Raw genomic sequence first — 18,719 nt, 5'->3', positions numbered from 1 at the left:
ATCAGCGCTGCTCGGGCGGCAGCGGCTGCACCAGACCCGACTGATAGGCCATCACGACGAGCTGGGCGCGGTCCCGGGCACCCAGTTTGGTCATCGCACGGTGGACATGGGTGCGCACGGTCAGGGGGCTGACGAAGAGCTTCTCCGCGATCTGCTCGTTGGAGTGCCCCTCGGCGACCCACGCCATCACCTCGCGCTCCCGGGTGGTGAGACCGCTCAGGTCGGCGGCGGCCGCCAGCCGGGTACCGAGCCCCGGAGCCGCGAGGAACCGGGTGATCAGGGTGCGGGTGGCGCCGGGGGAGAGCAGGGAGTCACCGGCCGCCACGACGCGGATGCCGTCGAGGAGGGCTTCGGCGGTGACGTCCTTGCCGAGGAAACCGCTGGCCCCGGACCGCAGCGCCTGCGCGACGTACTCGTCGATCTCGAACGTGGTCAGGATCAGCACCCGCGTGTCCGACAGCTCCGGATCCGCGCAGATCACCTCCGTCGCGGCCAGGCCGTCGGTCCCCGGCATGCGGATGTCCATGAGGATCACGTCGGGACGGTGGACGCGTGCCAGGTCGACCGCCGCGGCGCCGTCGGTGGCCTCGGCGACCACCTCCATGTCGTCGCAGGAGTCGATGAGGATCCGGAAGGTGGCCCGCAACAGAGCCTGGTCGTCGGCGAGCAGTACGCGGATGGTCATGGGGTCCGTTCCTGGCGTTCCGGGGCAGTGGGGTGCAGGGGGAGCCGGGGGTGCCCCACCGGGTCCGGCCGGCCGGTTCCGGGGCGCACCCGGCCGCCGTACGGGAGCCCGGGCAACCGCAGGCCGGCCGTGACGGCGACGACCGTACGGACATGATCGTCGGCGTAGTGCCGCAAGGGGTTGCTCATCGGCTCTCCGGTCGTGTCCTGGAACCATGGTGGCCGAGCCACGCCGGGTGCGGGGCCGCGACCCGTCCCGGGCGATTGGGCAGGAGTCCCCCACGGCCGCGGTCCGGATCGCCAGTCTTCCCGCAACCGGGTCCGCTCGTCGTCGTACCACCGCCGACAATCATCCCTACTGAGAACGCAGTAGGCGCCAGACGCCGGGTCCTCCCAGGGCAGGACCCGGTGGCCGCTGGTCGCGGCCACCAGGGAGGAGCTTCAGCGTCCGGACGCGGTCCCGGCCGACGCCTCCGAGGCCGGTGCGGGGGCCGCAGCCGGGACCGCGGCGCGCGGGCGCGGGATGAAGGAGGCGAGGGCGAAGGCGAGGAGCGCGGCACCCGCGCCGATCGCCATGACGGTTTTGAAGCCGTTCTCGGACGGCAGGGCGTAGCCGCCCAGGTCGATCGTCATCTGGGCCAGTACGACACCGGCGAGGGCGCTCGCCGTCGACGTACCGATGGACCGCATCAGCGTGTTGAGGCTGTTGGCGGCCGCCGTCTCCGAGGCGGGCACGGCGCCCATGATGAGGGCGGGCATGGAGCCGTACGTGAACCCGATACCGGCGCCGATCACGCAGGAGACCAGCACCAGGTGCCAGACCTCGGACATCAACACGATGTTCAGCCCGTAGCCGGCGGCCACGATCAGCGCGCCAATCATCAGGGTGACCTTGGGGCCCTTGGCCTTGGAGACGGCCGCGGAGACCGGCGCCAGCGCCATCATCACCAGACCGGACGGGGCCATGACCAGGCCGGCGGTCAGCAGGGACCTGCCCAGGCCGTAACCCGTCTGCGTGGGCAGCTGGAGCAGCTGCGGCAGGACCAGCGACATCGCGAACATCGAGAAGCCGATCGCGATCGAGGCGAGGTTGGTGAACAGGACCTGGCGGCGCGCGGTGGTGCGCAGGTCGACCAGCGGCTGAGCGGTGCGCAGTTCGAAGAAGCCCCAGGCCAGCAGGATGATCACGGCCGCGGCGAACAGGCCCAGCGTGGTGCCGCCGGCCCAGCCCCAGTCGGCGCCCTTGGAGACGGCCAGCAGCAGGCAGACCAGGCCGGCGGCCATCCCGACCGCGCCGACCGCGTCGAAGCGGCCACCGGTGCGCACCCGCGACTCCGGCACGAACGCCAGGACCAGGACGAGGGCTGTCGCACCCATCACCGCCGACGCCCAGAACAGGACGTGCCAGTCGAAGTTGTCCGCGATCAGCGCGGCGGTCGGCAGACCCAGGGCGCCGCCGACGCCGAGGGAGGCGCTCATCAGCGCGGTCGCGCCGGCCAGCCGCTCGGCGGGCAGCTCGTCGCGCATGATGCTGATGCCGAGCGGGATGACACCGGAGGACAGGCCCTGCAAGGCACGGCCGACGATCATCGGGACCAGGGCGTCGCTGAGTCCGCACACCACCGATCCGAGCACCAGCATCACCCCACTGACGAGCAGCATCCGGCGCTTGCCGAACATGTCGCCGAGCCGCCCGACGACCGGGGTGGCGACCGCTGCCGCGAGCAGGGTCGCGGTGACCGCCCACGCGGCGTCCGAGGCCGGGGCGTCGAGCAGCCTGGGCAGCTCCGGGACGATCGGGATGACCAGGGTCTGCATCAGCGAGACGACGATTCCGGCGAAGGCCAGCACCGCCACCACGGCGTTCGGCCGCGGCGGGGCCACGGCACCCGCGTCGGCGGATCCGGCGGGAGCGTCGGACATGAAAGGGCCTCCAGGGCAGGGGAGCGGGCCGGGTCCCGGACAAAGTTAAGTCAGGTGCTTGACTTAGCTTACTGGGCCCGCTGTCGTGGTCGTGCGCTGATCGCGGGAGCCGGGCCTGTGTTGCGTAGGCTTCCGGCACTGGATCTCGCCGCACCGTCGGCGGACCTCGGTCGGCTCGAGGGACTGGCCGTCGGAGGGGTGAGCGAAGTCCCGGTGCGGTGGTGAGCATGGCGGGCAGGACGGTACGCGAGGAGCAGGTCGGCGCGACCCGGGAGCTGATCCTGACCGCGGCCGAGCGCCTCTTCGCCGAGCGCGGTGTCCTCGCGGTGTCCAACCGGCAGGTCAGCGAGGCCGCGGGGCAGGGCAACAACGCCGCCGTCGGCTACCACTTCGGCACCAAGGCCGACCTGGTCCGGGCGATCGCCCGCAAGCACCACGTCCGTATCGAGCAGATCCGCGCCCGGCTGCTGGCCGGGGCCCGCGACTCCACGGACGTACGCGACTGGGTGGACTGCCTGGTCCGGCCCGTGCCGGAGCATCTCGCGGAGCTGGGCAGCCCCACCTGGTTCGCCCGGTTCTGCGCCCAGGTCATGACCGACCCGGTGCTCCAGCAGATCATGGTCGAGGAGTCCATGTCCTCGACCTCGCTTCGGCAGATCGTCGAGGGCCTGAACCGTTGCCTGCCCGAACTGCCCGCCGACGTCCGCGCCGAGCGCGCCGAGATGGCCCGCCATCTGATCGTGCACATGGCCGCCGACCGGGAACGGGCCCTCGCCGAGAACACCCCGACCCCACGCGCCAGCTGGCACGACGCCGCCACCGGCCTCGGTGACGTGGTGGTCGCCATGTGGACGGCTCCGGTTACTCCGACCGGCTCTTGAAGGGCATTACTTGAGTTAGTCAAGGAGAGCGTTAGGGTGGGGAGCGCGCCCTCCCCCCACGAACGGGTTCCTTCCATGCATGGCACCCCCAGCGACAGGCCGGCGCTCGCCCGCGGTGCCGGTCAGCGCCTCCTGATCGTCGCGGGCGACCCGGACGTCGCCGAACTGCTCTCCGCCACACTGGAGTTGGCGGGCTACCGGATCGTCGCCGTCGCGGCTGCCGTCGACGGTCTGGCACGGCTGACCCGGGAGCGGTTCGACCTGGTGGTCGTCGACGCGACCCGGCCGGACGTGACCGAACTGGGCCGCACCCGGCCGACGTTGGTCCGCCGCCCACCGGTGCTGCTGCTGATCGACTACGAGTCCCTGGACCGGATCGTGCCCGAACTCGGCCTGGGGGAGCGGGACTACGTCACCAAGCCGTTCCGTGTGGCCGACATCTTGGCCAGGGTGCAGGTTCTGCTGCGCGGCACGGGTGCGGGGCCGGCCCAGGGCCGCGCGCTGAGCTACCGCGACCTCGTCCTGGACGACACCCTGTGCGAGGCCCGGCGCGGAGCGCGCACCCTCGACCTCACGGCCGCCGAGTACCGGCTGCTGCGCCACCTCCTGGTCAACGCCCACCGGGTGCTGTCCAAGGAACAGATCGGCCGGTACGTCTGGGGGGATCACCGCGGCGACAACGCGATCGAGCAGCTCGTCTCCCGACTGCGCCGCAAGGTCGACCGGGACGCACCGGAACTGATCCACACCCGTCGCGGATTCGGGTACTGGCTGGGGTGTGTGGACGTCTAAGCGTGAAGGCCCGGCTGCAAAGCCGACAGCCGGGCCCCCTACGGGTCAGGGTGCCGCTTCCACGCGGCAACTCCCTTGCGCATGAAGGTAGTTGGCGCCCATTTCGGTGATGTGATCCCGGTCACGTCAGCTCCCCGTCAGGTTGCTGGCGGGCCGGTGTCAGCCCCGTCTGTTTGCCTGTGCTCATCGAGGCCTCGACCACTTCGCCCCGGCGCTCCGCAGCCCCTCCCGCGGAGCACCCCCCACCACCGAGGAGAACCATGGCCGACACCCTGGCCGGTCCCGCGGACGACACCGCGGGCGCTGCCCCCGAATTCCCCATGCCGCGTGCCGCCCGCTGTCCCTTCGACCCGCCGCCCGGCCTCAAGCAGCTCCAGGAGCAGGGGCCGCTGACGAAGGTGCGCCTGTGGGACGGCAGCGAGCCGTGGCTGGTGACCCGCTACGCCGAGCAGCGGGCGATCCTGGGTGACGCCCGGGTCAGCGCCGACACCGACCGGCCCGGCTACCCGACCAAGGCCAGTGCCGAGGCGGGTGAGGGAAAACTCAGCTTCATCATGATGGACGATCCCGAACATGCCCGGCTGCGCCGGATGGTGACGGCGCCGTTCGCCGTCAAGAAGGTGGAGGCCCTCAGGCCCACCGTGCAGCGGATCGTGGACGGTCTCATCGACGACATGCTGGCGGGCCCCCAACCGGTCGACCTCGTCGAGGCGTTCGCCCTGCCGATCCCCTCGCTGGTCATCTGTGAACTGCTCGGCGTGCCCTACGACGACCACGCGATGTTCCAGGAGAACACCAGGACGATGGTCCGCACGACCGCGACCCCCGAGGAGCGCGGCGCGGCCACCCGGGAGATCGCCGGATACCTGGCCGGTCAGCTCGCCGAGCGACTCACCGCGCCCCAGGACGACCTGCTCTCCGGCATCGCCGGACGCGTCGCCGCCGGGGAGCTGACGCACGGACAGGCCACCGAGATGGCGCTGCTGCTGCTGATCGCCGGACACGAGACCACCGCAAACATGATCGCGCTCGGTACCGCCGCCCTCCTCGAACACCCCGACCAGCTCGCCCTGTTGCGCGACACGGACGACCCCAAGCTAGTCGCCTCGGCGGTCGAGGAACTGCTGCGCTACCTCCACATCACGCACCTGGGGCGCCGGCGCGCGGTCACCGAGGACATCGAGGTCGCCGGTCAGGTCATCAGGGCCGGCGAGGGCGTCATCATGGTCAACGAGATCGGCAACCGTGACCCCCAGGTCTTCGACGACCCAGACCGGCTCGATATCACCCGGGACGCCCGCCGGCACGTCGCGTTCGGCTTCGGCGTCCACCAGTGCCTCGGCCAGCCGCTGGCCCGCATGGAACTTCAGGTCGTCTACGGCACCCTCTACCGGCGCATCCCCACCCTCAGGCTCGCCTGCGCCCTGGACGACGTGAGGTTCAAGCACGACGCGTTCATCTACGGCATCCACGAACTGCCGGTGGCCTGGTGACGGCTTCCGCTTCGCACCCGACATACCACCACGAGACAGGCAAGGGGAATCCCATGAAGGTGGAGCTGGAAGCCGACAAGTGCGTCGCCTCGGGGCAGTGCGTGGTCGCCGCCATGGAGGTGTTCGACCAGGACGACGACGGCATCGCGATCCTCCTCACGGACGAGGTCGGCGACGACCGACTCGGCGACGTCGAAGAAGCCGTCGCGGTCTGTCCGGCCGCGGCCATCCGGCTGGTCAGGCCGTGAGGCGCATCGCCGTCGTCGGGGCCTCGGCCGCCGGGCTCGCGGCGGCCGAGACGCTGCGCCGGGAGGGGTACGACGGCACGATCACCCTAGTCGGCGAGGAGCCCGAACCTCCCTACGACCGCCCGCCGTTGTCCAAGCAGTTCCTCGCCGCGGAGTGGGAGGCCGGCCGGCTCGCCCTGCGCACCTCGGCCGACCTCGCCGCGCTCGACCTCGACCTGCGGCTCGGTGTCGCGGCGACGGGCCTCGAACTCGTCGCGCGCACGGTGCGGTTGGCCGACGGCTCCGAGGTGCCGTACGACGGACTGGTCATCGCCACCGGAGTGCGGCCGCGCCGCCTGCCCGGGGAGGGCGCGCACGTGTTGCGCACCCTCGACGACGCGCTCACACTGCGGGAGCGGCTGTCCCCGGGGCAACGGCTGGTCGTGGTGGGGGCCGGTTTCCTCGGCGCCGAGGCCGCCGCGGTCGCCTGGCGCCTGGGTGCCGAGGTGACCCTGCTCGAACCCGCCGCCGTGCCGCTGGCCCACGCGGTCGGCGTGGAGGTCGGGCAGACGCTGGCCCAGGTCCATCGGGACAAGGGCATCGACCTGCGCTGCGGGGTCACCGTGACCGAGGTGACCGAGGAGGGCGTCCGCCTCGCCGACGGAGAGGCCATCGAGGCGGACGAGGTGCTGGTGGCCATCGGCTCGCTGCCGAACACCGAGTGGCTGGAGGGCAGCGGGCTCGTGCTGGGTGACGGGGTGGTCTGCGACGAGTACTGCGCGGCGGCGCAGGACGTGTACGCCGCCGGTGACGTCGCCCGCTGGTACAACCCGCTGTTCAACACCCCGATGCGCATCGAGCACCGCACCAACGCGGCCGAGCAGGGCATGGCGGCCGCCCGCAACCTGCTGGCCGCTCCTGAGGCGCGCAAGCCGTTCGCTCCGGTGCCGTACTTCTGGTCGGACCAGTACGACATGAAGGTCCAGGCCTACGGCTTCCTGCGCGGGCACGAGGAAGTCGCCGTGGTGGAGGGCGACTTGACGCAGCGCCGGTTCGTCGCCGCGTACCGCACCGGCGACCGCGTCAGTGGTGCCCTCGCGGTCGGCATGCCGCCCAAAGTGATCCGGCAGTGGCGTCAGACCATCGCGACCGGAGCGGCCTGGCGCGGCACCGTGCGCACGGAAATTACTTGAGTTACGCAACAAGATGGTAAACTGGCGGGTATGTCCTCACAGCCGCTCCCCGACGTCCCCGCGTCCCCGGAAGTCATCGAGATCGAGCGGGCGCTCACCCGCATCACCTACCTGAGCACCCGTGCCCGGCAGCACGACCGTCTGATGGGCCTGGCCGGGGTGCCGCTGGACCGGGCCGCCGTGGCCCTGCTGCGCCAGATCGCCGACACCGAGCCGATGCGCCCCGGGGAGCTGGCCAACCGGCTGGGAGTGGAGGCCTCCCACGTCACCCGCACCGTCCAGCAGCTGCAGAAGTCGGGGTACGTCACCCGCGTCCCCGACCCCGTGGACCGGCGCGCCCAGCGCATCCAGCTCACCGAGACCGGCCGGCAGGCCATCGACCGCATCCGTGACGTCGGCGCCCGCGGTATGCAGCTGGCCCTGGCCGAGTGGTCGCCCGAGGAGCTGCGGCAACTCGCCGGGCTGTTCCACCGCATGGTCGACGACTTCCTCTCGCACGCCATCGACGACGAGACCGAGGAGGCGGCGCCGGCCGGCACGAGCTGAGGCTCACCGGGTGGGGACGAGCCGCTCGACGGGAGCCGGTTCACGCAGCCCGCGCAGCAGCAGACCGCCCAGCGCGGGCAGGACGATCAACGGCACCAGCGCGGTCCGCAGCGACGTGCCGTCGGCCAGCGCCCCCAGTGCCGGCGCGGCCAGCCCGCCGACGCTCACCGTCAGGCCCAGCGTCACACCGCTCGCCGTGCCCATGCGTCCGGGCAAATAGTCCTGGCCGAGGGTGACGTGCAGGGAGAATGGCACGTACAGGCCGACCGAGGTCAGGGCCACGAACAGATACACCGCCGGGCCGGGGACGAGCACCACCCCGGCCACGGCGAGCACCGTCAGCGCGTACGCCCTCCGCACCACCGTGAGGCGACCGTACCGGTCGGCGAGCCGGCCCCCGAGGACCGTGCCCACGGCGCCGCCCGCGTACAGCACGCACAGCGCCGCCGTACCGGCCACGTCCCCGCCGCCGACGCGCTCACGGACGTACAGCGAGACGAACGCGCTCAGGCCGACGAACACGACCGACCGGCACACCACCGCGCCCGAGAGCCGCAGGAACGACGGCCAGTCGTCGATTCCGCCACGCAAGGCCGAAGATCCCGTCATCGGGCGGGTCCGGGACGCGCGCACCGCCGCCGCGCACAGGGCCGCGCCCATCGCGGCCGGAACGACCAGCAGCGGAGAAGCGCCCAGACCGCCGGTGGCGATCACGACGGCGACCAGCAGGGGGGCCAGGGCGAAGCCGACGTTGCCGCCGAGCGAGAACCACCCCATCCCCCTGTTGCCGCCGGGGGCGACGGCCCGTGCGGCCCTCGCTGCCTCCGGGTGATAGGCCGCGACCCCGATCCCGGACACGGCGACCGCCGCCAGGGTGAGCGGATAGGAGCCGAAGACGCCGCTCAGCGCGACACCCGCCCCCGCGGTCAGCGCGCTCAGCGGCAGCAGCCACGGCATCGCCCAGCGGTCGGTGAGCGCGCCGAACAACGGCTGCACGACCGACGACAGCAGCGACGCGGCCAGGACGACGCCCGACGCGGCGGCATAGGACCAGTCCCGCTCGGCGACGAAGAACGGCACCAGGGCGGCTACGGCCCCCTGGTACACGTCCACGCAGGCGTGACCGAGCGACATCAACGTGAGGGAACGGTTCTTGGACACGCAACCGAGCCTCGCCCGGACGGCTCCTGTCCCGCTTTCGATAAGCTGCCCAGTTGTGTCGAACATCCGCCATACGTCGATGGCGCCCACCCGCGCCCAGCGCCTCGCCGCCGGTGAGCGCATCGACGCCCACCGGCACGACGACCACCAGATCGTCTACGCGGGCTCCGGCGTCCTCGCGGTCACCACCGACGCCGGCACCTGGTTCGCGCCCGGCACCCGCGCCATCTGGGTCCCCGCGGGCACCGTCCACGCCCACCGCGCCCACGGACACCTCGACCTGCACCTGGTCGGACTGCCCGCCGACGACAACCCGCTCGGCCTGGACGCCCCGACCGTCCTCACCGTGGGGCCGCTGCTGCGCGAGCTGATCCTCGCCTACACCCGCGACCCCGCCGACGGCAGCCCCGAACGCCTCCGCCTCCTCGCCGTGCTGCGCGATCAGCTGCGTGCCTCGCCGCAGCAGCCCCTGCGGCTGCCCGCCCCGACCGATCACCGCCTGGCCGCGGTCTGCGAACTGGTCCACGCGGACCCCGCCGACCCGCGCACCCTGGCCGCGCTCGGTGCCGCGACCGGCGCCTCGGAACGCACGCTCAGCCGTCTCTTCCGCAGCGAGTTCGGTATGACCTTCCCGCAGTGGCGCACCCAGTCGCGCCTCTACCACGCCCTGCGCATGCTGGCCGACGACGTCCCCGTCACGGCCGTCGCCCACCGCTGCGGCTGGTCCTCCGCGAGCGCCTTCATCGATGTCTTCCGCCGCTCCTTCGGCTACACCCCGGGCGCCCACAACCGCCGTACCCGGTAGGGGCGGAGGCCGCCGTACGAGGTGCTTGTACCGTCCAGTAATGTGCGCGGCAGCCCCCCGAAGGAGGAACCGTGCCACGGTCCCCACGCTCGCCCCTGCTGCTCGCCGGCCTGCTGGCCACCGCGGGCGTCGCCCACTTCGCCGCACCGCGCTCGTTCGACGCGACCATCCCCGAGGCCCTGCCCGGCAGGCCCCGGACCTGGACCTACGCCAGCGGTGCCGTGGAACTCGCGCTCGCCGCCGGTCTGGCGCTGCCGAAGACCCGGCGGAGTGCCGCACTGGCGTCGGCCGCCTTCTTCGTCGGGGTGTTCCCCGCCAACGCCAAGATGGCCGTCGACTGGCGCCACCGCCCCACACCCCAGAAGACGGCGGCCCTCGGACGGCTGCCGCTGCAACTGCCGCTCGTGCTGTGGGCGCGCAGCATCGCGAAGAACGGGGAGGGCCAGGCATGAGCAAGGCGATGGAGATCGGCGACACGGTCGAGGACTTCGAACTCCCTGACGAGACCGGCACCAGCCGCAAGCTGTCCGAGCTGCTCGCCGGCGGCCCGGTGGTCCTCTTCTTCTACCCCGCCGCCCTGACCGCCGGCTGCACCGCGGAGGCCTGTCACTTCCGTGACCTGGCCGCCGAGTTCGCCGCCGTCGGCGCCCAGCCGGTCGGCATCAGCGGCGACTCCGTCGAACGCCAGCAGGAGTTCGCCGGCCGCCACACCCTCGGCATGCCCCTCTTGTCCGACGTCGACGGCAAGATACGCGAGCTGTTCGGCGTCAAGCGCGGCTTCTCCCTGGCACCCACCAAGCGGGTCACCTACGTCATCGCCGAGGACCGCACCGTCCTGGAGGTCGTCCGCAGCGAACTGCGCATGAACACCCACGCCGACCGCGCCCTGGAAGCCCTGCGCGCCCACCGCACGTGACGGGGACGGGGCCCGGTTGCCCCGTTTCGGTTGATGCGGTCCGACAATGGGACCATCCTGGACGATATGGAGCACGTCTCCGCTACGGCGGTCACCGATGCCGCAGGCGTCGTGACGGGGTGGAGCGAGGGTGCCCGGCGGCTGACGGGACGCACGGCCGAGGAGGTCGTGGGCCGGGCGGCACGGGAACTGCTCGCCGAGGACCCGCCGGGACCGGCCGTGGCGGCGCTGAAGGGAACCGTCGTCCTGCGGCACCGCGACGGTTCCCTCCTCACCCTCGTCCTGGACGCCTGCCCCGTGCTGGGCGAAGACGGCACGCCGGCCGGGTACGTGATCACCGGCCGACGCCCCGGTTCCGCCGAGTCGACCCTGGCCGGACAGGCCTTCCAGCAGGCCTCGATGTCGATGTCGGTCTTCGACACGCGCCAGCACTATCTGCGCCTCAACGACGTGGCCTGCCGGGTCATGGGGGTGACGGAGGAAACCCTGCTCGGCCGCTACTTCGCGGAGACGGTCGAGGACGCCGAACACAGCCGCGGGTTCCTGGCCAACCTGCGCCAGGTCGCCGAGACCGGCAGACCGGCCCGCTACGAGAGCTTCACCGGCGCGCCCGCCCTCAACCGGGAACACGCCTGGACCTGCGAGATGTGGCCCGTCCGCGACGACGGCTCCACAAAACCGATCGGCGTCGCCCTGGCCGCCTTCGACAGCAGCGACCAGTACTGGGCCCGGCAGCGACTGGCCCTGCTCAACGAGGCGGCGGCCACCATCGGCACCACCCTCGACGTGGTGCGCACCGCCGAGGAACTCGTCGGCCTCCTCGTGCCCCGCTACGCCGACTTCGCCAGCGTCGACCTCCTTGAATGGGTCCTCGGCGCGGACGAACCGCCCACCGTCCTGGAGGGCGACATCGCCCTGCGCCGCGTCGCCCACGGCTCCGCCCACGAGGGCACCCCCGAGGCCGCCGTCCACCTCGGCGAGACGGACGTCTACCCCGCTTCCTCGCCGCCCGCGCGGGCCCTGCGGGACGGGCGGGCCGCCCTCAGCCAGGCCGGCGAACCCGACTTCATGCGCTGGGTCACCGAACGCAACACCCGTGCCCCGGCCGGCCGCTCCTACCGCAAGGGCGTCCACTCCCTGCTCGCCGTGCCGCTCAAGGCCCGCGGCACCACCCTGGGTGTCGTGGTCGCCGTCCGCATCGCCCACCCCGACGACTTCGGCGGCGACGACGCCGTCCTCGGCGAGGAACTCGCCAGCCGGGCCGCCGTCTGCATCGACAACGCCCGCCGCTTCGCCCGCGAGCGCACCACCGCACTGGCCCTGCAGAACAGCCTCCTGCCGCGCGGCCTGCCCGGACAGGCAGCGGTAGAGGTCGCCCACCGCTATCTTCCCTCCGGCTCGCTGGCCGGCATCGGCGGCGACTGGTTCGACGTCATCCCGCTCTCCGGCAGCCGCGTCGCCCTCGTCGTCGGCGACGTCGTCGGCCACGGCATCCCGTCCTCGGCGACCATGGGCCGCCTGTGCACGGCGGTACGCACCCTCGCCGACGTCGACCTGCCGCCCGACGAACTCCTCACCCACCTCGACGACCTGGTCACCCACCTCGCCTCGGACGACCGCGACGACGAGGTCGCCGAGCTGGGCGCCACCTGCCTCTACGCCGTCTACGATCCCGTCTCGCGCCGACTCACCACGGCCGCCGCCGGCCACCCGCCGCCCGCCGTCGTGCTGCCCGACGGCACCGCGCGCCTCGTCCCCCTGAGCGCGGGGCCCCCGCTCGGCGTCGGCGGACTGCCCTTCGAGGCCACCGAGATCGAACTGCCCGAGGGAGCCGTCGTCGCGCTCTACACCGACGGTCTCATCGAGGACCGGGACCGCGACGTCGATCACGCCACCGACGAACTGTGCCGCGCGCTCACCGCGAGGACCGACACCCTCGACGAGCTGTGCGACACCGTCCTGAAGGCCGTGCTGCCCGAAGAACCCGGTGACGACGTGGCCCTGCTGCTGGCCCGTACCAGGGCTCTCGGCGCGGACCGGGTCGCCACCTGGGACGTCGAACCCGACCCCGCGCACGTGGCCGCGACCCGCCAGGCGGCCACCGAGCAACTGGCCGCCTGGGGGCTGGAGGAGGCGTCCTTCGTCACCGAACTCGTCGTCAGCGAACTGGTCACCAACGCCATCCGCTACGGCGAACCGCCCATCCAGCTACGGCTGATCCGGGACCGGACCCTCATCTGCGAGGTCTCCGACGGCAGTTCCACCTCACCGCACCTGCGGCGCGCCCACGCCTTCGACGAAGGCGGCCGCGGGCTGTTGCTGGTCGCCCAGCTCACCCAGCGCTGGGGGAGCAGGCAGACCGGCAGCGGCAAGACGATCTGGGCCGAACAGTCCCTGGAACCCCCCGACTTCTGATCCTTCTCACTGGAAGGAGCAGCCGGGGTTCGGCACGTCCTCCGAGTACGGCGAGCCGTGCGGGAGCACGTACAGCACCTCCAGGACGAGCGGGGTGTCCCCTTCGTTGCGGCCGAGGTGGACGTCGCCGGGGCCGCCCGGCTCGCGCACGACGGTGCCCTTCGGGTAGACGCCGTCACTGGCGCAGTCGGCGTGGTAGTGGCTGAGGGTGCCCTGCTTGACGTAGCCGTAGACGAGACCGTCGTGGTAGTGCCAGCCGGTCGCCTGACCCGGCGGGACGGTGATCTCCCTGAGGACGTAGTCGGTGTCGCCCACGGTTTTCTGGGCGATCAGCGTGCCGGTCACTCCGGGGCCGGGCGGGGTCGCCTGTGCGGTGCCGCCGACGAAGACGGTGGCGGTGACGACCGCGGCGGACATGGCGGTACGGAGCGCGATGCGCATACGGAAGGCCTCCTGACTCGTGTGCCTGAGCGACGACGTGTCGCAGTGGACGCAGCTGTGAACATAGAGGCCCGCAAGGCTGGTTGGGCGGTGTTCGGTGGATCTTCCGGCTCAGGTCTCCTCGTCGGCGACCTGAGCCAGTGTCCGGCCGGTCCGTACCGAGCGTGCCCGGCGCGGATCCGGTGTGCAGGGTCCGCGTGTCCGTCCTTCGGCGGTCTTCACCAGCAGCCAGTTGTCCTCGCGGAAGCGGGTGAGGGCGTACCCGCCGCGCAGCTTGGTCCCGCGGAGCCGGAACGTGGCGTGCCCCTGCTCCAGCGACGTCGCGAAGTCGACGGGGCGTCCCCGGCGGTCGTGGCTCAGGGGTTCGTACGTGCCGCGGTCCCACACGATCACCGTGCCGCCGCCGTACTCGCCCCGCGGGATCACGCCCTCGAAGTCCTCGTACTCCAGGGGATGGTCCTCCGTCGGCACGGCCAGGCGTTTGTCCTCGGGGAGGCCGGAGGGGCCCTTCGGGACCGACCAGGACTTCAGCACGTCCCCGACCTGGAGCCGGAAGTCGAAGTGCATCGTGCTCGCGTCGTGTATCTGCACGACGAACCGGGGCGCGGAACCCGTGGGTGCCCGCCGCCCTTCCGGCTCACGTGTCCGTCCGAAGTCCCGCTTGCCGTGGTAGTTGCTCAGTCGCTCACTCACCTGCGGCTCCTTCCGGAGATCCCGGGTACCCCTCCCGGTGCTCAGAACTCCTCGTGCGCCTCCGGATCCCCGCCCAGGCGCCGGTGCTCGCGGGCTCCGATCGCCGCCACCTCGGACTCGCTCAGCTCGAAGCCGAACACGTCGAGGTTCGCGCGCTGCCGCTCGGGGTCGCCGGACTTCGGGATCGGCAGAGCACCGAGCTGGATGTGCCAGCGCAGGATCACCTGGCCGGGCGTGACGCCGTGCGCCTGGGCGGCGGCCGCCACCGCCGGGTCGTCCAGCAGGTCCGAGCCGCGGCCCAGCGGGCTCCAGCTCTCGGTGACGACGCCCTTGCTCGCGTGGAAGGCGCGCAGTTCGTCCTGCGGGAACAGGGGGTGCAGCTCGATCTGGTTGACGGACGGCAGGACCCCGGTCTCCTTCTCCAGCCGCTCGATGTGCGCGGGGGTGAAATTGGAGACCCCGATCGACCGGACGAGGCCGTCCTCGCGGAGTTTGATCATGGCCTTCCACGAGTCGACGTACTTGTCGACACGGGGGAGCGGCCAGTGGATCAGATACAGGTCCACGTACTCCAGGCCGAGACGGGCGCGGGACTCCTCGAAGGAGGCCAGGGTCTCCTCGTAGCCGTGATGCCGGCCGGGGAGCTTCGTCGTCACGAGGACCTCCTCGCGCGGGACGCCGCCTGCGGCCACACCACGGCCGACACCGGTCTCGTTCCGGTAGTTCGTCGCCGTGTCGAGGAGCCGGTAGCCGCTCTCCAGTGCGGTGGCGACCGCCCGCTCCGCCTCGGCGTCGTCCATCGGCCAGGTGCCCAGACCGAGGGCGGGGATCTTCGTACCGTCGTTGAGCGTGTGCGTCGGGATGCTGATCACGTCCGGACCTTCCCTTGACAGTGTCGTCCCCCCAGCCTCACGGATAGGGTGAGCAATGATCAACCGGACGGGCGGGGACGAGGGCAGCGGACGGCATGGGCGGCACCGAGGACAAGCGGTCGGCGGGATCCGGGCGTCCCACGTCACGGGACGTCGCCCGGCTCGCCGGCGTGTCGCACACCGCCGTCTCCTTCGTGTTCAACGGCCGCGCCGAGGGAAACCTCTCGCCCGCCACCCAGGAACGCATCCGGCAGGCGGCCGTCCGGCTCGGCTACCGCCCCGACCCCGTCGCCCGCGGCCTGCGCAGTCGCCGTACGGCTGTGATCGGCCTGGTCACCGACGAGATCGCCTCCTCGCCGTTCGCCGGCCGGCTGCTGCGCGGCGCCATGGAGACGGCCTGGGACAGCGACCACCTCGTCCTCACCGTCGACTCCGGCGGCGACCGCGCCAAGGAGGACGCGGCCGTCGCCGAACTCCTCGACCGACGTGTGGACGGGATCATCTACGCGGCCATGTCCCTGCGCCGCGTCCGCGTCCCCGAAGGTCTGCACCGCACCCACTCGGTCCTCGCCAACTGCCTGCCCGACGACGACTCCCTGCCGTCCGTCGTCCCCGCCGAGCGGGCCGGCGGCCGTACGGCGGCCCGGTTGCTCCTCGACCAGGGGCACCGCAGGATCGCGCTGGTCGGGGGGCAGCAGGACATCGCCTCCGTCGAACGGCTCCGCGGCTTCAGGGACGCCCTGCGCGCGGAGGGCGTCACCGTGCCCAAGGACTGGGTGGTGCGCACCGGAGGCGAGATCTCCAGCGGCTACCAGGGGGCTACCCGCCTGCTGGAGGGCGTTTCCGCCGCGCAGCGCCCGACGGGGATCTTCTGCTACAACGACCGCGTCGCGGCGGGCACCCTGCACTGCGCGGCACGTCTCGGCATCACGGTGCCCGACGAACTGTCGGTGGTGGGCTACGACGACCAGGAGCACATGGCCGCCCACCTCTTCCCACCCCTCACCACCGTCGCGCTGCCGCACCGGGAGATGGGAGAGACCGCTACCCGTCTCCTCCTCGACGCCATCGACACCGGCCGCACACCGGCCGCCACCGTACGGCGCATCGCCTGCCCGGTGGTCGGCCGGGGCTCGGTGGGTCCGGCGCCGACGGGGTGAGGGCGGAGGGAGTCGCGCTGCTGCCGGGGATGATGTCCACCCCGGCGCGAGGCAGGTAATACGGGCCGCCCGACCGGCGGGGGCCGCTGCTCCCCAGCCCGGGGTGACGCCCTGCCGGCCGAAGACGTGTCCCTGCCGGGAGTGCTCCGGCGCAACCGTGTCCACGACCGGCCTCACCGCGCTCACCCCGACCCCGCGTCTACCTCGACCCGTTCACCTCGACCCCGAGCTCACCCGTCTCCGATGCCGCCCTCCGCCGCCGCCCTCATCGGTCGGCCACGAGAGCCCGGCACTCGATCTCGGTCCCGTCCCCCGACACCGTCAGCTCAGCGGTGTCCCCGGGCTGTCGGTAGACCCGCTCGGTGACCGTCGCGCGTTCCCCGGCGAAGAGTTCGAGCAGGGAGCCGTCGACGAGGATGCGCACGGTCAGTGGTCCTTCGGGCACCCGCACGAGCAGAGGATCAGAGCCGTCGGGCCTCGACCGGGGCCACCCCGAGCGGTCCAGCGTCACCGTGCCTGCCGCGGGGTCCAGCCGCACGGTGAGCTCGGCCCCCGAGGCCGCCCGCAGCAGGCTCACGGTGGCGGGCGAGCGCGCGGTCACCGTCAGGTCGTACGCCTCGGGGAGCGGACCGGGGGCCAACGGCTCGGTGGAGCGCAGCAGTTCGAGCTCCGGCGCCGGCGCGATGCGCAGGGAGCCGTCCTCGTGCACGTCCACGATGCGGGGTGCGGTGAGGACACCGGCCCAGCCCGCACGGTCGACCTCCGGCTGCGGACGCGCCTCCCAGGACCAGCCCCACAGCAGCGCCCGGTCCCGCTCCGTGTCCTGGAGGATGGACGGCGCGTAGAAGTCACGTCCCAGATCGAGCGGGCCGCCGAGCCGGGGGACGAACCTCGGCCCGCCGCCCGGGAGGTGGGTCAGCCGGCCCGTCACATAGGCCGTCCCCCGCGGATCGCCGTCCCACAGCGCCACCGCCAGCACCCACTCGCCCCCCGGCGTCCGTGCCAGCTGCGGGCACTCCCAGCCGGTCGCCCCCGGGCCGAAGGCCTCGGCCGCCACCGGGTCGCGGCCGTCCAGCAACACCCCGGCGAACCGCCAGTCGTGGAGATCCTCGCAGTCGTACACCAGCACCGACGGCGTGCCGTCCGCGTGCCCGGCGCCCACCGCCGCCCAGCGCCGTCCGCCGAAGCGGAAGACGAACGGGTCGCGGAACATCGTCACGTCCAGACCCGCCGGCGGACCCGACACCACGGGGACCGGGACCGGCTTCCACGCCACCAGATCGTCGTCCTCCGCCACCGCGAGGCAGATCGAACCCAGCCCCGCGTGGGTGCGGTCGACCCCGGTGTACACGGCCGTGGGTACACCGTCGTCGTCCACCACGCACCCCGACCAGCAGCCCGACTCGTCCGGACCGCCGGGCGTCGGGGTGAGCGCCACCGGATGGTGCTCCCAGTGGGCGAGGTCGGGGCTGGAGGCGTGGCCCCAGTGGACGTTCGCGTGCACCGGGGCTTCCGGGTTGTGCTGGTAGAAGAGGTGGTAGCGGTCGCGCCAACGGAACGGACCGTTCGGGTCGTTGATCCAGTTGGCGGGTGGACGGACCCGGAAACGCGGGGCGTCGGTGTCAGGGCTCAACGGTTGACTCCTGCGGAGGTGATGCCCTCGCGGAGAGGGCGCTGGCCGACGAGGAACACGCCGACGGCGGGGATCATGGAGAGCACGACACCGGCGAGGACCACCGAGATGGAGCCGGTGCCCAGGTTGCCCTGGAGCGAGACCAGGCCCAGCGGCAGGGTGTAGTTCTGACCGGAGGTCTCCAGGATCAGCGGCCGGAAGAACTCGTTCCAGTGGTAGTTGAAGGCCAGGACACCGACGATCGCGAGGCCGGGCGTGGCCAGCGGCGCGTACACGGAACGGAAGGTCCGCCAGGGACCCGCGCCGTCCAGCATCGCCGCCTCGCCCAAGTCCTTCGGCATGCCCAGGAAGTACTGGCGCATCAGGAAGGTGCCGAAGGCGGTCGGGAACGCCGGGATGATCAGACCGAGCAGAGTGTCGGTCAGGCTCATCGACTTGAGGACGAGGAACACCGGCACGATCGTGACCTGCAAGGGCACCATCATGGTCGCGAGCACCAGACCGAACAGCGGCTTCTTGAAACGGAAGTCGAGTCGGGCGAACGCGTAACCGGCCAGCCCCGCGGTGATCATCTGGCCGACCGCGATCAGAGCGGTCACCAGCGTCGAGTTCAGCGCGAGCAGCCACACGTCGATCTGGTCGAAGACCCCGCGGTACGACTCGACCGTGGGGTGCGTCGGGATGATCTTCGGCGGCAGGTCGAAGGACTCGGCCGGGGTGCGCAGGGACGTGGAGACCGTCCAGATGACCGGGCCGAGGGTGAGCAGGGCACAGGCCGCGAGGCCGGCGATGCGTGCCCAGGGGGCGAGCGAGTACCGCGCACGGCTCATCGACAGGGGCGCGGGGCTGGTCTTCAGGGTCGCTTGGCTCAAGGGGCTCACCCG

General features: G+C 72.1%; 20 protein-coding genes. 11 read left to right on the top strand and 9 right to left on the bottom strand.

The genetic code is table 11. The features are described 5' to 3' along the window. Window position 1: 1 nt before the first annotated feature. The 3 genes from ABZT02_RS12870 to ABZT02_RS12860 all read right to left on the bottom strand — a co-directional run bounded on the left by ABZT02_RS12870 (window position 2) and on the right by ABZT02_RS12860 (window position 2,607). Window positions 2-685, bottom strand: coding sequence for a response regulator transcription factor (locus ABZT02_RS12870; protein ID WP_356017057.1), 684 nt, complete (start codon window positions 683-685; stop codon window positions 2-4). Then, window positions 682-873 (bottom strand): hypothetical protein, encoded by a 192-nt coding sequence (locus ABZT02_RS12865; RefSeq protein ID WP_356017055.1) that lies wholly within the window; start codon window positions 871-873, stop codon window positions 682-684. Before ABZT02_RS12865 ends, ABZT02_RS12870 begins: the two co-directional genes overlap by 4 nt. Window positions 874-1,125: 252 nt before the next feature. Continuing rightward, window positions 1,126-2,607 carry an MFS transporter gene (locus tag ABZT02_RS12860; protein ID WP_356017054.1) on the bottom strand — a complete coding sequence of 494 codons (1,482 nt, stop codon included), beginning with the start codon at window positions 2,605-2,607 and terminating at the stop codon, window positions 1,126-1,128. Window positions 2,608-2,834: 227 nt separating this feature from the next. Between ABZT02_RS12860 and ABZT02_RS12855 the strand changes: the two genes are divergently transcribed. The 6 genes from ABZT02_RS12855 to ABZT02_RS12830 all read left to right on the top strand — a co-directional run bounded on the left by ABZT02_RS12855 (window position 2,835) and on the right by ABZT02_RS12830 (window position 7,739). After that, complete coding sequence (locus tag ABZT02_RS12855; protein WP_356017053.1) at window positions 2,835-3,488, top strand: helix-turn-helix domain-containing protein; 654 nt, start codon at window positions 2,835-2,837, stop codon at window positions 3,486-3,488. A gap of 75 nt (window positions 3,489-3,563) precedes the next feature. Beyond that, window positions 3,564-4,280: a response regulator transcription factor gene (locus ABZT02_RS12850; RefSeq protein ID WP_356017052.1), complete on the top strand. Its 717-nt coding sequence runs from the start codon at window positions 3,564-3,566 to the stop codon at window positions 4,278-4,280. A 260-nt stretch (window positions 4,281-4,540) separates the two neighbouring features. After that, window positions 4,541-5,773, top strand: a complete 1,233-nt coding sequence (locus ABZT02_RS12845; protein WP_356017050.1) for a cytochrome P450 — start codon at window positions 4,541-4,543, stop codon at window positions 5,771-5,773. A 53-nt stretch (window positions 5,774-5,826) separates the two neighbouring features. Next, complete coding sequence (locus ABZT02_RS12840; protein WP_356017049.1) at window positions 5,827-6,021, top strand: ferredoxin; 195 nt, start codon at window positions 5,827-5,829, stop codon at window positions 6,019-6,021. Next, a complete protein-coding gene (locus ABZT02_RS12835) occupies window positions 6,018-7,193 on the top strand; it encodes an FAD-dependent oxidoreductase (protein WP_356017048.1) in 1,176 nt (391 codons plus the stop codon). Before ABZT02_RS12840 ends, ABZT02_RS12835 begins: the two co-directional genes overlap by 4 nt. Before the next feature lie 30 nt (window positions 7,194-7,223). Beyond that, window positions 7,224-7,739 (top strand): MarR family transcriptional regulator, encoded by a 516-nt coding sequence (locus ABZT02_RS12830; RefSeq protein WP_356017046.1) that lies wholly within the window; start codon window positions 7,224-7,226, stop codon window positions 7,737-7,739. A gap of 3 nt (window positions 7,740-7,742) precedes the next feature. Here the strand turns inward: ABZT02_RS12830 and ABZT02_RS12825 are convergent, their stop codons facing one another. Beyond that, complete coding sequence (locus ABZT02_RS12825; RefSeq protein WP_356017149.1) at window positions 7,743-8,873, bottom strand: MFS transporter; 1,131 nt, start codon at window positions 8,871-8,873, stop codon at window positions 7,743-7,745. Between the two features lie 82 nt (window positions 8,874-8,955). Between ABZT02_RS12825 and ABZT02_RS12820 the strand changes: the two genes are divergently transcribed. The 4 genes from ABZT02_RS12820 to ABZT02_RS12805 all read left to right on the top strand — a co-directional run bounded on the left by ABZT02_RS12820 (window position 8,956) and on the right by ABZT02_RS12805 (window position 13,036). Further along, the gene (locus tag ABZT02_RS12820) at window positions 8,956-9,705 is read left to right on the top strand and encodes a helix-turn-helix transcriptional regulator (RefSeq protein WP_356017044.1); all 750 of its coding nucleotides are present in this window, start codon (window positions 8,956-8,958) and stop codon (window positions 9,703-9,705) included. A gap of 71 nt (window positions 9,706-9,776) precedes the next feature. Further along, a complete protein-coding gene (locus tag ABZT02_RS12815; RefSeq protein ID WP_356017042.1) occupies window positions 9,777-10,157 on the top strand; it encodes a MauE/DoxX family redox-associated membrane protein in 381 nt (126 codons plus the stop codon). Further along, window positions 10,154-10,621, top strand: a complete 468-nt coding sequence (locus ABZT02_RS12810) for a peroxiredoxin (protein WP_356017040.1) — start codon at window positions 10,154-10,156, stop codon at window positions 10,619-10,621. The genes ABZT02_RS12815 and ABZT02_RS12810 overlap by 4 nt, the downstream gene beginning before the upstream one ends. Before the next feature lie 66 nt (window positions 10,622-10,687). Continuing rightward, window positions 10,688-13,036, top strand: a complete 2,349-nt coding sequence (locus ABZT02_RS12805; RefSeq protein ID WP_356017038.1) for a SpoIIE family protein phosphatase — start codon at window positions 10,688-10,690, stop codon at window positions 13,034-13,036. Window positions 13,037-13,042: 6 nt separating this feature from the next. Here the strand turns inward: ABZT02_RS12805 and ABZT02_RS12800 are convergent, their stop codons facing one another. The 3 genes from ABZT02_RS12800 to ABZT02_RS12790 all read right to left on the bottom strand — a co-directional run bounded on the left by ABZT02_RS12800 (window position 13,043) and on the right by ABZT02_RS12790 (window position 15,042). Continuing rightward, window positions 13,043-13,477 carry a cupin domain-containing protein gene (locus ABZT02_RS12800; RefSeq protein ID WP_356017036.1) on the bottom strand — a complete coding sequence of 145 codons (435 nt, stop codon included), beginning with the start codon at window positions 13,475-13,477 and terminating at the stop codon, window positions 13,043-13,045. Window positions 13,478-13,588: 111 nt separating this feature from the next. Beyond that, window positions 13,589-14,170: a DNA polymerase ligase N-terminal domain-containing protein gene (locus ABZT02_RS12795; RefSeq protein WP_356017034.1), complete on the bottom strand. Its 582-nt coding sequence runs from the start codon at window positions 14,168-14,170 to the stop codon at window positions 13,589-13,591. Between the two features lie 41 nt (window positions 14,171-14,211). Next, a complete protein-coding gene (locus ABZT02_RS12790; protein WP_356017032.1) occupies window positions 14,212-15,042 on the bottom strand; it encodes an aldo/keto reductase in 831 nt (276 codons plus the stop codon). A 95-nt stretch (window positions 15,043-15,137) separates the two neighbouring features. Here ABZT02_RS12790 and ABZT02_RS12785 point away from each other — a divergent pair, with 95 nt between their 5' ends. Then, window positions 15,138-16,202, top strand: coding sequence for a LacI family DNA-binding transcriptional regulator (locus ABZT02_RS12785; protein WP_356017030.1), 1,065 nt, complete (start codon window positions 15,138-15,140; stop codon window positions 16,200-16,202). Window positions 16,203-16,467: 265 nt separating this feature from the next. On the opposite strand, the gene ABZT02_RS12780 is transcribed toward ABZT02_RS12785, so the two are convergent. Next, window positions 16,468-17,835, bottom strand: coding sequence for a glycoside hydrolase family 32 protein (locus ABZT02_RS12780; protein WP_356017028.1), 1,368 nt, complete (start codon window positions 17,833-17,835; stop codon window positions 16,468-16,470). Further along, the gene (locus ABZT02_RS12775) at window positions 17,832-18,665 is read right to left on the bottom strand and encodes a carbohydrate ABC transporter permease (RefSeq protein ID WP_356017147.1); all 834 of its coding nucleotides are present in this window, start codon (window positions 18,663-18,665) and stop codon (window positions 17,832-17,834) included. The genes ABZT02_RS12780 and ABZT02_RS12775 overlap by 4 nt, the downstream gene beginning before the upstream one ends. Between the last annotated feature and the right edge of the window lie 54 nt (window positions 18,666-18,719).

This window comes from Streptomyces sp. NPDC005402 (genome assembly GCF_040606575.1).
Taxonomy (GTDB): Bacteria; Actinomycetota; Actinomycetes; order Streptomycetales; family Streptomycetaceae; genus Streptomyces.
Note: the sequence above shows the minus strand (reverse complement) of the source record. Positions and strands in the feature narration are given on the sequence as shown.